General features: G+C 61.3%; 16 protein-coding genes. 10 read left to right on the top strand and 6 right to left on the bottom strand.

The window, feature by feature from the left end:
- Window positions 1-110: 110 nt before the first annotated feature.
- The 3 genes from H4V96_RS10335 to H4V96_RS10325 form a co-directional block, all read right to left on the bottom strand.
- On the bottom strand, window positions 111-761 hold the full coding sequence (locus tag H4V96_RS10335) for an ankyrin repeat domain-containing protein (protein ID WP_196855803.1): 651 nt from the start codon (window positions 759-761) through the stop codon (window positions 111-113).
- 47 nt (window positions 762-808) lie between these two features.
- Entirely contained in the window at window positions 809-1,609 is an 801-nt protein-coding gene (locus H4V96_RS10330; RefSeq protein ID WP_196855804.1) for a TatD family hydrolase, read from the bottom strand.
- 108 nt (window positions 1,610-1,717) lie between these two features.
- Complete coding sequence (locus H4V96_RS10325) at window positions 1,718-2,350, bottom strand: carbonic anhydrase (RefSeq protein ID WP_010398017.1); 633 nt, start codon at window positions 2,348-2,350, stop codon at window positions 1,718-1,720.
- A gap of 295 nt (window positions 2,351-2,645) precedes the next feature.
- Between H4V96_RS10325 and H4V96_RS10320 the strand changes: the two genes are divergently transcribed.
- A complete protein-coding gene (locus H4V96_RS10320; RefSeq protein ID WP_196855805.1) occupies window positions 2,646-3,035 on the top strand; it encodes a hypothetical protein in 390 nt (129 codons plus the stop codon).
- A 63-nt stretch (window positions 3,036-3,098) separates the two neighbouring features.
- On the opposite strand, the gene H4V96_RS10315 is transcribed toward H4V96_RS10320, so the two are convergent.
- From H4V96_RS10315 to mltG, 3 genes are all read right to left on the bottom strand, one after another.
- Window positions 3,099-4,127 (bottom strand): DNA polymerase III subunit delta', encoded by a 1,029-nt coding sequence (locus tag H4V96_RS10315; protein WP_280720912.1) that lies wholly within the window; start codon window positions 4,125-4,127, stop codon window positions 3,099-3,101.
- A gap of 66 nt (window positions 4,128-4,193) precedes the next feature.
- Complete coding sequence (gene tmk, locus H4V96_RS10310) at window positions 4,194-4,826, bottom strand: dTMP kinase (RefSeq protein WP_196855807.1); 633 nt, start codon at window positions 4,824-4,826, stop codon at window positions 4,194-4,196.
- A gap of 35 nt (window positions 4,827-4,861) precedes the next feature.
- Window positions 4,862-5,848 carry an endolytic transglycosylase MltG gene (gene mltG, locus H4V96_RS10305; RefSeq protein ID WP_196855808.1) on the bottom strand — a complete coding sequence of 329 codons (987 nt, stop codon included), beginning with the start codon at window positions 5,846-5,848 and terminating at the stop codon, window positions 4,862-4,864.
- A 176-nt stretch (window positions 5,849-6,024) separates the two neighbouring features.
- On the opposite strand from mltG, the gene H4V96_RS10300 reads away from it, so the two are divergent.
- The 9 genes from H4V96_RS10300 (at window position 6,025) to H4V96_RS10260 (ending at window position 15,620) form a co-directional block, all read left to right on the top strand.
- Window positions 6,025-7,155 (top strand): folate-binding protein YgfZ, encoded by a 1,131-nt coding sequence (locus tag H4V96_RS10300; RefSeq protein ID WP_196855809.1) that lies wholly within the window; start codon window positions 6,025-6,027, stop codon window positions 7,153-7,155.
- 7 nt (window positions 7,156-7,162) lie between these two features.
- Window positions 7,163-7,453, top strand: a complete 291-nt coding sequence (locus tag H4V96_RS10295) for a DUF4936 family protein (RefSeq protein ID WP_010398001.1) — start codon at window positions 7,163-7,165, stop codon at window positions 7,451-7,453.
- Window positions 7,444-8,181, top strand: coding sequence for an NRDE family protein (locus H4V96_RS10290; protein ID WP_070347252.1), 738 nt, complete (start codon window positions 7,444-7,446; stop codon window positions 8,179-8,181). The genes H4V96_RS10295 and H4V96_RS10290 overlap by 10 nt, the downstream gene beginning before the upstream one ends.
- 283 nt (window positions 8,182-8,464) lie before the next feature.
- Entirely contained in the window at window positions 8,465-9,472 is a 1,008-nt protein-coding gene (locus H4V96_RS10285) for a LacI family DNA-binding transcriptional regulator (protein ID WP_196855810.1), read from the top strand.
- A 31-nt stretch (window positions 9,473-9,503) separates the two neighbouring features.
- The gene (xylB, locus tag H4V96_RS10280) at window positions 9,504-10,985 is read left to right on the top strand and encodes a xylulokinase (protein ID WP_196855831.1); all 1,482 of its coding nucleotides are present in this window, start codon (window positions 9,504-9,506) and stop codon (window positions 10,983-10,985) included.
- A gap of 6 nt (window positions 10,986-10,991) precedes the next feature.
- Window positions 10,992-11,951, top strand: a complete 960-nt coding sequence (tal, locus tag H4V96_RS10275; RefSeq protein WP_070347250.1) for a transaldolase — start codon at window positions 10,992-10,994, stop codon at window positions 11,949-11,951.
- Between the two features lie 104 nt (window positions 11,952-12,055).
- Complete coding sequence (locus H4V96_RS10270) at window positions 12,056-12,991, top strand: ABC transporter substrate-binding protein (RefSeq protein WP_196855811.1); 936 nt, start codon at window positions 12,056-12,058, stop codon at window positions 12,989-12,991.
- Window positions 12,992-13,073: 82 nt separating this feature from the next.
- Window positions 13,074-14,573, top strand: coding sequence for a sugar ABC transporter ATP-binding protein (locus tag H4V96_RS10265; RefSeq protein ID WP_010397990.1), 1,500 nt, complete (start codon window positions 13,074-13,076; stop codon window positions 14,571-14,573).
- A 36-nt stretch (window positions 14,574-14,609) separates the two neighbouring features.
- Complete coding sequence (locus tag H4V96_RS10260) at window positions 14,610-15,620, top strand: ribose ABC transporter permease (RefSeq protein ID WP_196855812.1); 1,011 nt, start codon at window positions 14,610-14,612, stop codon at window positions 15,618-15,620.
- Window positions 15,621-15,646: the final 26 nt, after the last annotated feature.

Here is a 15,646-nt window from a genome sequence, read left to right as displayed (position 1 = left end):
ATTAATGCGACAAGATCATTATCGTTAATAGGCAGGGAGAACAAAGGGCTGAGGTGAGAGGCAATTCCATGCCAGTTTCGGCGCTGGCATGGAAAATATTGCTAGAAAGATCAATTACGCGCGGCGCGCGCCTTTTGCGCCGCTGCGATGATGGCCGCCACGCCGGGCTTGTCGGCGGCTTGGGCGAACTGCGTCGCCGTCCAGCCGTGGTCGCTCTTCACACTGGCGTCCGCGCCCCAGGATAGCAGCAGCTTGACGGCGTCTTCCTGCCCTTCGCGGGCGGCAAACATCAGCGGCGTGATGTTGGCAGGCGCGCGCGCATCGAGCACGGCGTCGCGCTGCAGAAAAATCTTCATGCTGGGCAAGTCGCCGGCCGCAGCCGCATAGTGCAGCGCCGTCCAGCCGCTCTGATTGACCTTGGCGCCCTTGGCCAGCAGGGCTTGCACGGCGTCTTGCTTGTGCATGTAAGCGGCCATCATCAGCGCCGTGTTGCCATTCGCAGAACGCGCGTCGATGTCGATGCCGGGCGTATCGAGCAGCAGCTTGAAGACCTTGTCCGCATCATCGCGCAGGGCCAGCACGAGCGCAATGTCGCCGCGCTGCGCGTCCAGCTGGTTCGGATTCATGCCTTCGGCCAGCATGCTGCGCACGCCACTGACATTGTTGACAGAGACGGCGCGGAAGAAGGCATCGGGCTCCGGCGCCGCTTGGCTGGCAGTGGCGCAGCACAAGAGCAGCGCCAGGACGAGTTTTTTCATCATGCTTAGCCTTACAAAGTTATTGCAGCTGATTAAGTTACTGCAGCTGATTAAGTTACTGCAGCTGATTGTGCTGGCAGTTGACTAAATAACTTGAAGAAATTTTCCGTCGTCTGACGCGCCACCTGCTCCAGCGGGATGCCTTTCAGGATCGACAAATACTCGGCCACGTGGGCCACATAGCCGGGTTCGTTCATGCGTCCACGGAAAGGCACGGGCGCCAGATAGGGCGAATCGGTCTCGATCAGGATGCGTTCGAGCGGTACTTCCAAGGCCACGGCTTGCAAGTCTTTCGCGCTTTTGAAGGTGACGATGCCGGAAAAGGAAATATAGAAACCCATGGCTATGGCCGCGCGCGCCACTTCGAGTGATTCTGTAAAGCAATGCATGACGCCGGCCACGCCGCCGTCGGACACGCCAGCACCCTCTTCACGCATGATGCGGATGGTGTCTGCACTGGCTGCCCGCGTGTGTATGATCAGGGGCTTACGCGTGATTCTTGAGGCCTTGATGTGGGTCCTGAATCGTTCGCGCTGCCACTCCAGGTCACCCGTCAGGCGGAAATAGTCGAGGCCCGTCTCGCCGATGGCGATGATTTTCGGATGGTCGGACAGGCGCACCAGGTCGTCCACGGACGGTTCAGGCGTGTCCTCGTAGTCGGGATGCACGCCAACGGAAGCGAAAATATGCGGATACTGCTCGGCCAGGGCCAGCACCTGTGGAAAGTCCGGCAAGTCGACCGACACGCACAGGGCGTGCGTCACCTTGTTCTCGGCCATCTTGGCAAGAATTTCGGGCATGCGAGCAGCCAGCTCGGGGAAATTGATATGGCAATGGGAATCGATATACATAGGGCACGATTGTACCGGAGAGTGCAAAAACTGGCAGGGGAAACGCTGCGCCATCCCCTGCCAAGGCGCTACGCACGCTTGCAGTCGATTGCAGTCGATTGCAGTCGATTACAGCTGCGAGGCAGGGTGATGTGCCAGCGCAACGAAATTGCCGCTCGATTCGTCGAGCGCATCGAGCGAGCCGTTCTCGATGTCGTACACCCAGCCGTGCAGGGTCAGCTTGTTTTGCGCCATGGCCAAGGCTACCGAAGGATGGGTGCGCAAGTTATTGAGTTGCGCCACCACGTTGGCGCGCACCATGCCGTCAATGCGCGACTGTTCCGTCGGATGCTCGACCGATTCGTTGATCATGCGCGCCGCATCGGCATGGTGCAACCAACTGCGCACGGCCGGCATGTGATCCAGGCAGGCACAGGTGGCAATCGCCTTCATGGCGCCGCAATCGGAATGGCCGCAAATAACGATGTCGCTGACGTTCAAGGCCGACACGGCAAACTCCACGGTGGCGCTCACGCCGCCCGGTTCGGGACCATACGAAGGCACGATGTTGCCGGCGTTGCGGATAACGAAGAGCTCGCCGGGCTCACGCTGGGTCACCAGTTCCGGCACCATGCGGCTGTCGGAACAGGAAATGAACAAAGCCTTGGGGGTTTGTCCCGTGGCCAGCGTCTTGAACAGCGCACGGCGCGTGGGGAAAACATCTTTTTGGAAGCGTAAAAATCCAGCAATTATGTCGCGCATAAGTAAATACGGTGGTTGGCATGCCGATATTATCGCTGATCTGGTACCGGTTCGCGCCTATTGCCCTGCCGCAGGCTGCCAGGGCACCCGCGCCCACACGAACGATAGCGCGACGAACTGCTCATGCGCCGCTACAGGCCCGTTTTACAGCAGCGGGCAAGCCTCGACCTGGCACTTGGCATGGCGCCGGGCCGGGCAAACAGTACGACGCGCTAGGCAAAAAGAGTTATCAAGATGTATAGTGGATGGCCGATGTGCCGCCATGGGGTTGCGCGCGGAAACGTGGAGAGTGTTGATGCTGAAATTTGCCGGCCCTTTGATATTACTCGCCTGCCTGGCAGTGACGACGCCTACGCATGCGCAAGTGCAAACGCAAGCACAAGCACAAGCGCAAGACCGGCGCGACGCCCCCAAGGCCAGCCCCGTGGCGGGCTTGTGCGCACCCATGTGTGCGTCGGCGCGCCAGGATTGCCGCGCACAAGTGCAGCAAGCAACAGAAGACGACACCAACCCGCTGCTGTCGATGAAGCCCAGCAGCAACCCCTACGTTGCCGCAAGCGGCGAAACGCGAGCACAGTCGCAGCAGTTGCAGCCGACGCAAGCCCAGGCCTTCCGCACCCGGCGCGCCGAACGCCAGCAAGCGTGTGAAGTGCAATACCGCAGTTGCACGCGCGCCTGCGGCTAAGCCATGACTGGCGCCTCAAGAACTAAACAATCTGGCTTAACTTGGCAACGCAAGGGTTTGATTCTATTGGCAACTTGATGCATAGTCGAGCAGCATGTCTTCCAGGAACAGCTTGGGCGACAGGGGATGCTCGGCAATCGCCCGGCGCTCGTTGGCTGCCTTGATGGCGGCCATCAAGCGGCTGACGTTGATGCGTGCAGCCAGCGCTTCAAGCTCGCGCCGGTGGCGCGGATAGTAGCGGATGGTGCCAGACAATTTGACGCAAAACACATCGTACAGCCAGCGCTGCAAGGACGCCACCAGCGGCGCCAATGGCGCCTTTTGCAATTTATCGGCCGCCTTCAGGGCCGCTTCCACACCGGGATTAGCGAGCACTTGCAGCAACTGCTCCGTTTCCTCGCGGCCACCCGACTCGGACTGCGCCAGCGCAGCCAGTGGTGCACCACCCTGCTCGCGCAGCCAGCTGTCGGCATCGTTCAAGCCTTGCTCCTTGAGCCAGGTCAAGGCCTGCGCGTGGCTGGGCATGGGCAAGGCAAATTTCCTGCAGCGCGAGAGGATGGTCGGCAGCAAACGGTCCAGGCTATTCGATGCCAGCAGGAACAAGGTGCCCGGCGGCGGCTCTTCCAAAGTTTTCAGCAAGGCGTTCGAGGCCGGCGTATTGAGCGCCTCGGCCGGGTACAGCACCACCACGCGCAAGCCTTGGCGGTGCGTGGAAATGTTCATGAAGTCGGCCAGGTTGCGGATTTGCTCGATCTTGATGTCTTTCGACGGCGTTTTGGTCTTGGCGCTTTTCTTTGTCCCCTCACCGTCTTCGCCGTCATCGGCTACCTCGTCTTCCAGTGCTTCCGGACGCACGCGGCGGTAGTCGGGATGGTTGCCCTGGCTGAACCAGCCGCACGAGGCGCACGCGCCGCAGGCATGGCCGTCCGCGCGCACGTCTTCACACAGCAAGGCTTGCGCGAAATGCTCGATGAAATCGGCCTTGCCGATGCCTTGCGCGCCATGGAACAAAATGGCGTGCGGCATGCGCGGACGCAAGGCTTGCAATTGCTGCCAGGCATCCTGTTGCCAGGGATAGAGAGAGCTGGTCATATCATTTTCTTTTATTCATCTTCTTTTATTCATCTTCTTTCAAATCCACGCCTTGCAAGGCCTGGCTCAAGCACTTTGCTCAAGCAGAACATCAAGCAATTGCGCGAGCTGGACTTGAATGTCAACGATGCTTTGCGTGGAATCGATAATGCGCAGGCGTTCAGGGAACTGCGCCGCGCGGCGCAGGTACTCGTTGCGCGTGGCGGCAAAAAATTCCGATCGCTCCTGCTCGAACTTGTCGAGCGTGCGCGTGGCGTCCAGGCGGGCTCTAGCCACGGCCAAAGGCACGTCGAACAGGAACGTCAGGTCGGGCTGCAGATGCGGATGCACCCACGTTTCCAGCGCTTCCATCTTGCGCAAGTCCATGCCCCGGCCACCGCCCTGGTAGGCGAAGCTGGCATCGGTAAAGCGGTCTGAAATAACCCACTCGCCGCGTTCCAGAGCAGGTGCGATGACTTGCGCGATATGCTCGCGGCGGCTGGCGAACATCAGCAAGGCTTCCGTTTCCAGGTGCATTTTTTCATGCAGCAGCAGTTCGCGCAGCTTTTCACCGAGGCTGGTGCCGCCCGGCTCGCGCGACGACACGAGGCGTACGCCGCGCTGGCGCAGGTAGTCGGCGACAAAGCCGATATGCGTCGACTTGCCCGCGCCATCAATGCCTTCGAAGGTAATGAAGCGGGCTTGATAGTGTTGTGTCATGAAACTCTTACTTTGATGATAATGAATGCCGGCAATTACCGCTGATACTGGTTCACGGCGCGGTTATGCTCGGGCAGGTTGGTCGAAAACTGGCTGGTGCCGTCGCCGCGCGCGACGAAATACAGTGCCTGCGTGCGGGCCGGCGCCAGCGCCGCCGTCAGCGATTGGGCACCAGCCAAGGCGATCGGCGTGGGCGGCAAGCCACCGCGCGTGTAGGTATTGTACGGGGTGTCCGCTTCCAGGTCGCGTTTGCGGATCTTGCCGTGGAAATTATCACCCATGCCATAGATCACGCTTGGGTCGGTCTGCAGCAGCATGCCTGTTTTCAGGCGGTTGACGAAGACGCCGGCGATCATGGCGCGCTCCGACTTTTGCCCCGTTTCCTTTTCCACGATGGACGCCATGATCAGCGCCTCGTACGGGTTTTTATAGGGCAGGGCCGGATCGCGCTTATCCCACGCTTCGGACAGGCGAGCGATCATGGCCGTGTGCGCCTGCTTGAAAATCTGCATTTCGCTGGCGCCCTTGGCAAACAGATAGGTATCGGGAAAGAACAAGCCTTCCGGCAAGCGGTATTCCGGGCTGATTTTCGCCATCAGTTCCTTGTCGGACAAGCCCACGGTATCGTGCTTGAGGCCCGCGTGGCTGGCCATCGCCAAGCGCATCTGCTTGAAGGTCCAGCCTTCGATGATGGTCAGCGACTCCTGCGCAAATTCACCGCGTACCAGCTGCGTGATCAAACGCTGCGGCGTGGTGCCCGGCTTCAACTCATAGGAGCCAGCCTTGATCTTCGAGGTCTTGCCTTCGATACGCGCCAGCATGTTGAACAGGATGGGCACAATGGGCACGCCAGCGTCCGCGATCTGCTGGCCGGCCGCATGCGCGCCGCTGCCGGGCGTGATCGTAAACGCGATCGCTTCGCCTTGCGCAGTGATCGGTTGCTGCGCCCAGTACACAAAAGTAGCACCGACGCCGATGGCGGCGATGAGCGAACTGACTACAAGTTTTTTAAAGAAAGCCATTGTTCCGATTCTTGTGATGCGGGCGCTGGCAAACAGCGCCCGCTTGTTATGCTCGTTCATTTGTGAACAAAGTGCGCGCAAAGCGGCTCGATCACTGGCAATTTTGCCGCTGCCGACGCAATTTGCGCGAGATCACTATAATGAAGCCGTAATGATAATGCTTAATCGCTGATCTAATGGAAATTATGAATAACTGGAATCAATTTTTAACGGCACAAGGCGCCCGCTCCGCTACCCTCGATGGCACGCCCGACAGCGGCGCTGTGCTCACCGGCGTCGCCACCACTGCCGCCCCCATCGCCGATTTTGGCCAGTCCCTGTCAGTGTCCCAGCTGCAAGAAGGTTTTGTCGCGGCCATCACGGACCAGGGCTTGATCGGCCTGAGCGGCGACGACGCAGCCAGTTTCCTGCACGCCCAGCTGACCAACGACGTGGAGCACCTGAGCCAGGAGCAAGTACGCCTGGCCGGCTACTGCACGCCCAAGGGCCGCTTGCTGGCCAGTTTCCTGATGTGGCGCAACGCCACCACCATTTATCTGCAATTGCCGCGCAGCATACAGCCAGCCATCCAGAAGCGCTTGCAAATGTTCGTGCTGCGCGCCAAGGCGAAGCTGCACGATGCCTGCGCCGATGAAGCGAATCAGGTCATCCTGGGACTCGGTGGCAAGCAAGCGGGCGCGGCTCTGTCCACCTGGTTCAGCAGCTTGCCCGCCACGCCGTTCAGCAAGGTCGAACATGCACTGGGCACCCTGCTGCGCGTGGCCGACGCATGCGGCAGCGCCCGCTATGAGTGGCTGACCTCTGCCGCCACGGCGTGCGAGGTGTGGCCGCAGCTGGCCGCGTCCTTGCACAAAGGCGGCAACGATAGCTGGCGTTTGTCGGAAATTCATGCCGGCATCGCGCAAATCACGGCGGCCACGCAAGAGCAATTCGTGCCGCAAATGGTCAACTTTGAGCTGCTGGGCGGCGTCAATTTCAAGAAAGGCTGCTACCCGGGCCAGGAAATCGTCGCGCGCAGCCAGTACCTGGGCAAGCTCAAGCGCCGCACCACCCTCGTCAGCATTGATGATGCGGCGGCAGTAGCCGGCGGCGAACTGTTCGCCGTCAGCGACCCGGAGCAGCCTTGCGGCATGCTCGTCAACACCGCGCCTAACGGCAACGGTGGCATCGACGCCCTCGTTGAAATGAAGTTGGGCGCGATCGCCGAGGGTTCAAGCGCAGCCGGCGCCGTGCGCTACGGCTCGGCCCAGGGCGTGTCCGTGCATTTCCTGCCCATGCCTTATGCGCTCGACGCACTCGACTTGTGAGAATGCCATGAAAGATTTATACATTTACTACCAAGTAAGCGAAGCACACGCCCAGGCGCTGGAGGCGCGCGTGCGCGCCATGCAAGCCAAGCTGGCGGCCGCGTCCGGCGTGGCGCCACAGATCAAGCGCCGGCCGGAAGTGAAGGATGGCTTGCAGACGTGGATGGAAATCTACCCCGTGGTCGGCGAAGGTTTTGCCGAACAGCTCGCTGCTGCTGCCGCCGCGGCGGGCTTGTTGGCCCTCACGGCCGGTACGCGCCATACGGAAGTATTCATGGATTTACCTCCATGTGCCTGATCGTTTTTGCCTGGAAAGTCAATCCGCACATCCCGCTGATTGCCGCCGCCAACCGCGATGAATTCTATGCACGCGCCAGCGCCCCCGCCGGCGCTTGGGCGGAACACCCGCAAGTGTATGCGGGCCGCGACCTGCAAGCTGGTGGCAGCTGGATGGGTATCACCCAGGCCGGCAGCGGCAGCTCGCGCTTTGCCGCCATCACCAATATCCGTAGCCCGCAAGAGCGCAACCCGGACGCCCCCTCGCGCGGCGCCCTGGTGGCGGACTATCTTGCCGGCACGCTGTCGCCGCAAGATTACATCGCGCAAATTCGTCCCGGATGCAAAGCCTACAACGGTTTTAATCTGGTGCTGGGCGACGCGCATACGCTGATCTGGCTCTCCAATCGGGGCGATGACGATGCGCGCAATGGCCAACCGTTGCAACCGGGCATCTATGGCTTGTCGAACGCCCTGCTCGATGCGCCGTGGCCGAAAGTGCTGAAGACCAAGGCCCAGTTCGCCAGCCTGCTATGCCAGGGCGCGCCCGACGATGCGTATTTCGACATGCTGGCCGACACCACGCGCGCGCCCGACTTCCGCTTGCCCGACACCGGCGTGCCGATCGACCTCGAGCGCGAGCTATCGGCCGTCTGTATCGAAACGCCGGGCTATGGCACGCGCACTTCCACTGTCGTGAAACTGTTCCCGAACTCACCCGGCGAATTGCATGAGCTGGTAATTCAGTAAGCCCCTCTGGGGTCTGACCCGCCGGGTCAGACCCCAAATACCGCCACGACTTCCTCGGCACTACCCTCCAATCACTGCTTAAAACGCTTGCGCGCAGAAAAAGAAAGCGCTTGCGCAAGCGCTTTCTTTTGTTTACGATAGATTCATACGCAACGACACAGCCGCGACCAATCGCAGCACAGATGGATAAAAATACATCTGGATTTTTTTACGATAGATTCATACGCGGCGATACAGCCGCTCGTTATCGCAGTACACAATAAAAAATACATCCGGAGACAGTATGGCCACTATGGAAGATGTCGCGCGGGCGGCGGACGTATCGTTGTCGACCGTTTCGCATGTACTCAACGGCACCCGCAAGGTCAGCCCAAAAACCGTTGCCGCCGTCAACGCGGCCATGCAGCAGATCGGCTATGTGCCGAACATGTTAGCGCGCGCGCTGGCCGGCTCCTCGTCGGGCACTATCGGCGTGGCCATTTCTGCATTCACCAATCATTATTTCAGCGAGACCGTGCGCGCCATCGAAGCCGCTTGTACGCGCCACGGCTTGATGATGCTGTTTTCCGATACGCATGACGATCCCGCGCAGGAACTCAAGGTGGTGCACAATTTGCACCAACGCCGGGTTGACGGCATCGTGCTGGCGCCCTCGGGCGAGGCGCACAACCGCACGCTCGACTATCTGAACAACAACAAAATCGCTTCCGTGCTGGTCGACCGCATGTCGCCCCAGCCGTTCGACCAGGTGGGGGTGGAAAACATCGCCGCCATGGCGCAACTGGTGCAGCACCTGATAGTTGCCCACGGTCACCGCCGCATCGGCTTCATCAGTGGCGCACCGGGCTTGTCCACGACACACGAGCGCATCGAGGGCTACCGCCTGGCCTTGCAACAGGCCAATATCGTTTTTGACCCCGCGCTGCTGCGCTCGGGCGACTCCAAGCTGGAGCGTAGCGGCGCGGCCACGCGCGAATTGCTGGCCTTGCCACCGGGGCAGCGCCCGACCGCCATCGTGGCGGGCAATAACCTGATGACCATCGGCACCATGCACGCCTTGCGCGACGCGCACATTGCTGTGCCGCAAGACGTGGCACTGGCCGGTTTCGATGATTTCGACTGGGCCGATTACTTCAGCCCGCGCCTGACGGTAATGGCGCAGCCGCTCGAAGAGCTGGGCGCCATGGCCGTCGACCTGTTGATCGAACGTATCGCCAACCCAGACCGCGCCCAGCGCGTGCAGCGTTTGTCGCCGACCTTGCGCGTGCGCAATTCCTGCGGCTGCCCCTGACCTTTTAGCGTAAAACAATATGCATCCAGCGATTTCCCTCGGTATCGACCTTGGTACCTCCGAACTGAAAACCGTGCTGATGGATAGCACGGGCAGCGTGCGCGGCCAGGCTTGCGTGCGCCTCGACGTGCACCGCCCGCAAGCGGGCTGGTCGGAACAAGCGCCGCAGGACTGGTGGGCCGCCTGCATCATCGCGCTGGGCCAGCTGCGCGCCAGCTGGCCGCAGGACTATGCGCGCATCGCCTGCATCGGCCTGTCGGGCCAGATGCATGGCGCCGTGCTGCTCGACGCGCATGACGCCGTGATCCGCCCGGCCATCCTGTGGAACGATGCCCGCGCCGAAGCCGAGGCCGCCTCACTGGCGCGCGACTATCCGGCCTACGCTGACATCACGGGCAGCCTGCCGATGGCAGGCTTGACGGCACCAAAACTGCTGTGGCTGCAAAAGCACGAGCCAGCCGCGTTTGCAGCCATCGCCTGCGTGCTGTCGCCGAAAGACTATCTACGCCTGCGCCTGACGGGGATCAAACTGACGGATATGTCCGACGCGGCCGGCACCCTGTGGCTGGACGAAGCCAAGCGTGCCTGGTTTGCCCCCATGCTGAGCGCCTGCGCCCTGACGCTGGCACAGATGCCGGCGCTGGCCGAAGGCGATGCGGCCACGGGCAAGGTGCTGGCAAGCATCGCCGAGCAACTGGGCTTGCCCCTGGACGTGGTGGTGGCCGGTGGTGGCGGCGATAACCCCGTCTCGGCCGTGGGCATCGGCGCCGTCAATGGCGGTGACAGTTTTATTTCCCTGGGCACCAGCGCCGCCATCGTTTCCGTCACCGAAGAACCTTTGGGCAAGCCCGACAGCGGCGTGCACAGCTTTTGCCACGCCCTGCCCGGGCGCTGGTACGCGATGGGCGCGATTTTGTCGGGCGCCAGCTGCTTGCGTTGGGCCACTAGCGTGCTGGGCCAGCCCGACGAGGCAGCCTTGCTGGCCTTGGTCGAAGCACACTTGCCGCTCGATGCGCCCAGCGCGCCATCCGCGCCCCTGTTCCTGCCTTATCTGTCGGGCGAGCGCACGCCGCACAACGACCCGCAAGTGCGCGGCGCCTTCTTGCAACTGGGCCACGACAGCACGCCGGCGCAGCTCGGCTACGCCGTGCTCGAAGGCGTGGCCTTCGCCTTGCGCGACGCCATGGCAGCTGTCACCTCGACCGGTGCCGTGGTGCCCCACTGCATGCTGGTGGGTGGCGGCGCGCGCAGCCAGTACTGGGCGCAATTGCTGGCCAATGTGTTGGGACGCGAGATGCGCACCTTGCATAACAGCGAACTGTCCGCCAGCCTGGGCGCGGCCAAGCTGGGCTTTGCCGCCATCGGCGACACCAGCCTGCTGGCGCAGGGCTTGCCCGTCAAAAACACTTTCCTGCCCGATGCCGCGCACAGCGCTGCGTTGAGCCTGCGCTACGCGCGCTACCGTAGCCTGTTTCCCGCCGTACAAGCCTTGCACCAACTCAGCAAAGGATAAGCAGCAATGCCTGAACATGCTCAACTGCAGCAACTGAAACAATACAGCACCGTCGTCGCCGACACCGGTGACTTCTTGCAACTGGCCCGCTTCGCGCCGCAAGATGCCACCACCAACCCGTCGCTGATTTTGAAAGCCGTGCTGCAGCCCGCTTACGCGCCCTTGCTGGAAAGCACGGTTGCTGCCCATAAAAATGCCTCGCTGGCCGATATCGTCGATGCCGTGCTGGTACGCTTCGGCCTGGAAATATTAAAAGTCGTGCCGGGCCGCGTGTCGACCGAAGTCGACGCCCGCTTGAGCTTTGACCGCGCCGCCAGCGTGGCCCGGGCGCGCCGTTTGATCGCCCTGTACGAGCAAGCCGGCGTCCCGCGCGCGCGCGTGCTGATCAAGATCGCCGCCACTTGGGAAGGCATACAGGCGGCACGCGAACTGGAAAAAGAGGGCATCTTTTGCAACCTGACCCTGCTGTTCGCGTTTTGCCAGGCGGTCGCCTGCGCCGACGCAAAAGTACGCCTGATTTCGCCCTTCGTCGGCCGTATCTACGACTGGCACAAAAAATCCTTGGGCGCGGCCTGGGACGAAGCGGCGCGCAGCCTGTCTAACGATCCCGGCGTGCAATCGGTCACGCGCATCTTCAATTATTACAAGCAACATGGCATCACCACGCAAGTGATGGGCGCCAGCTTCCGCAACGTCGGGCAGATCACGGCCTTGTCCGGCTGCGACTTGCTGACCATCAGCCCGGACTTGCTGGCCCAGCTGGAAGCGTCCAGCGTACCGTTCGAGCGCGCGCTGGGCATGGACCTGGGCGCGGCGCAGCCAGCCGTCGCTTACGACGAGGCGGCTTTCCGCTACGCCTTGAATGACGATGCGATGGCAAGCGAAAAGCTGGCCGAAGGCATACGCGGCTTTGCCATCGATGCAGGCAAGCTGGACGCCATGATTGAACAGTTGCGCAGCCATTAAGGCTATGTATTGAGGCTATGAATCAAGGCTATACATTAAGGCAACAATCAAGTTTTCACCCGTAGCACCAATCGCTTTTCACAATAAAAACCTTGGAGATTCTCATGAAAAAAGTCATTACCGCCACCTTGCTGCTGTCCGCCGCCTGCAGCGCCTTTGCTGCCGACAAGCCATTGAAATCGATCGGCGTGAGCGTGGGCGACCTGGCCAATCCGTTTTTTGTCGCCATCGGCCGCGGCGCGGAAGAAAGCGCGAAAAAACTCGGTGGCCCTGGCGTGAAGGTCACCACAGTGTCGAGCAAGTATGACTTGAACACCCAGGTAGACCAGATTGAAAACTTCATCGCCAACAAGACCGACATCATCATCGTGAACGCTGTCGATTCCAAAGGCATTGCGCCAGCCATCAAGAAAGCGCGCAATGCGGGCGTCGTCGTGATCGCCGTCGACGTGGGCGCCGTGGGCGCATCGGCCACCGTGATGTCCGACAACACCATGGCCGGCGACGTGTCGTGCGCCTACCTGGCCAAGCAGATCGGCGGCAAGGGCAATGTGGTCATCCTCAATGGCCCACCGGTCACTTCCGTCATCGACCGCGTGAATGGCTGCAAGAAAACCTTGGCCGCATTCAAGGATATCAAGATCCTGTCCGACAACCAGAACGCGAACGGCAGCCGCGATGGCGGCATGACCGTGATGTCGAACTTGCTGACGGCGCATCCGAAGATCGACGCGGTGTTCGCCATCAATGACCCGACGGGCATCGGCGCCGAACTGGCGATCAAGCAATCGAAGCGTACGGACGTGAAGCTGATCACGGCCGTCGATGGCGCACCCGATGCCCAGAATGCGTTGAAAAACAAGGCCGGGCTGTTTGCCGCCACTGCGGCGCAAAACCCCTACCGCATGGCTACCGACGCCGTGCAGATGGGTTACGACATCATGAACGGGCGCACGCCGAAGCAAAGCATGGTGCTGTTGCCGACGCCGGCCATCACCAAGGAAAACGTCGCCACTTACACGGGCTGGGTAAAAAACTGAGCTGCCTGACCTGAACCACGTGTTGTCCGCCCCGACCTGTGCCGGTGGCGGGCAGCAGTTTCACCAGCAAGCGAGGACAGTCATGAGCGACGATATTATTTTTGAAATGCGCGGCATCGAGAAGCGCTTTGGTGCCACACGTGCGCTGCGCGGCGTGCACCTGACGGTGCGCAGCGGCGAAATCCATGCCGTAATGGGCGAAAATGGCGCCGGCAAGAGCACCCTGATGAAAATCCTTTCGGGCGTGTACACGCCGGACGCAGGTGAAATCATTCTCGACGGCAAGCCGATCAAGATCCGCAACCCGGGCGAGGCGCGCGCGCTGGGCATCAACCTGATTTACCAGGAATTGAGCGTGGCCAGGAACATGACGGTGGCACAAAACGTCTTCATGGGCAGCGAACCGCAAGGACCGTTCTGGACCGTCAAGGGCGGCGAAATGCGTGCGCGCACGAATGCCATCCTGGCCGACCTCGGTTCCCGCTTCGACGCAGACACCATGGTGTCGACCCTGTCGATTGCCGAGCAGCAACAGGTAGAGATCGCCCGCGCCCTGGTGCACGAAAGCCGCATCCTGATCATGGACGAGCCCACTGCCGCCCTGTCCGACCGGGAAACCGAACAATTGTTCCGCATCATCGAAGAACAGCGCGACAAGGGCCTGGCCGTGCTGTATATCAGCCACCGCATGGCCGAGGTGGAACGCCTGGCACGCCGTATCACGGTGCTGCGCGACGGCGCCTATGTGGGCGAGTTGGGCAAGGATGAGCTGGATCAAAAGAAAGTCGTGCAAATGATGGTGGGCCGTCCCGCCGACGACTTTTATGCACACCAGCGGCGCAGCAGCCGTGGTCCCGAGCGCTTGCGCGTGGAAAACGTGGGCGGCGGCAAGGTCAAGCCTGCCTCGTTTTCCCTGCATGCGGGCGAAGTGACGGGCTTGGCCGGCCTGGTCGGCGCGGGCCGCACAGAACTGGCGCGCTTGATCTTTGGCGCCGACAAGAAGCAATCGGGGCAAGTGTGGCTCGACGGCGAGGAAGTGCATATCCAGCGGCCGCTGACGGCGATACGCCACGGCATCGGCTACCTGCCGGAAGACCGCAAGAGCCTGGGCCTGTTCATGCAATTGTCGGCCATGGAAAACATGTCGATGAACATCCTGGACAAACATGCCACGGCGGGCGTGCTCAAGCGTGGCGCCCTGACGCAGCTCACGCGCGAGGCGATTGCCAACCTCAACGTGAAAGTGTCGGGGCCGGACGGCATCGTGGGGGGATTGTCTGGCGGCAACCAGCAGAAAGTGTTGCTGGCGCGCTGGCTGGCAATCGCACCGAAAGTGTTGATACTCGATGAACCGACACGCGGCGTGGACGTGGGCGCGAAGAGTGAAATTTACAAGATCATCCACCAATTGGCGGATGCGGGCACGGCCGTATTGTGCATATCCAGCGAACTGGCCGAACTGGTCGGCATCTGCGACCGGGTGATGGTGATGTGCGAGGGACGCTTGACGGGCGAAGTGACGGGCGACGACATCACGCAGGAAAACATCCTTGCCTACGCCACCGAGCTGGAAGCGGCATAAGAGTACGCATTAGAATAATCATTCAGGAGATAGAGCATGACAACGAGTACCACCAGCGGCGCCGCGCGCGCCAGCGAACCCTTCAATGCCTCGAACTTGATGCGCCGCCTGGGCATGCTGCCCGTGCTGGTCGTACTCTACCTGGCCATGTACGGCCTGACCGTGTATTTCTCGGCCGACGGCACGTCGACCTTCATGACCAGCAATAACACCATGAACATCTTCCGCCAGGTGTCGATCAACATCGTGCTGGCGTCCGGCATGACTTTCGTTATTTTGACCAGCGGCATCGACCTGTCCGTCGGCTCCGTGCTGGCCGTCTCGGCCGTGGCGGGCATGCTGATGTCGCTGTCGGCGCAGTTCGCCGGCTTCTCTATCCCCACCTTTTTGATCGTCGGCCTGCTGCTGGGCGCGCTCAACGGCGTGCTGGTGGCGCTCGTCGGCCTCAATCCTTTCGTGGTGACATTGGGCACCATGACGGCCCTGCGCGGCGCAGCCTACCTGCTGGCCGACGGCACCAGCGTGCTGAATACGGAAATCCCCAGCTTCGAATGGATGGGCAACGGCAGCTTCCTGACCATTCCCTGGCTGATCTGGCTGGCCGCAGCGGTAGTGCTGCTGACCTGGTTTATCCTGCGCAAGACGACGCTGGGCCTGCATATTTACGCTGTCGGCGGCAATATCCAGGCAGCCCGTTTGACGGGCATCAAGGTGGGCTTCGTATTGATGTTTGTCTACACCATCAGCGGCCTGTTCGCGGGCCTCGGTGGCGCGATGTCGGCCAGCCGTTTGTACGCGGCCAACGGCAATTGGGGTACCGGCTATGAGCTCGACGCCATCGCAGCCGTCGTGCTCGGCGGCACCAGCCTGATGGGCGGCGTCGGTTCCGTCTGGGGGACGGTCATCGGCGCGCTGATCATCGGCGTGATGAATAATGGCTTGACCATCCTGGGCCTGTCATCGTTCTGGCAGTATGTGGCGAAAGGCGTGGTAATCGTGCTGGCCGTGATTCTCGACAGATGGCGCCAGTCGCACGCGCAGAACTGATTGTGCTGGTGGTGTCGGGTTACGCG

The sequence above is a fragment of the Janthinobacterium sp. CG_23.4 genome (genome assembly GCF_029892305.1).
Classification (GTDB): Bacteria; Pseudomonadota; Gammaproteobacteria; order Burkholderiales; family Burkholderiaceae_D; genus Janthinobacterium; species Janthinobacterium lividum_D.
This window is presented reverse-complemented; position numbering and strand designations above follow the sequence as displayed.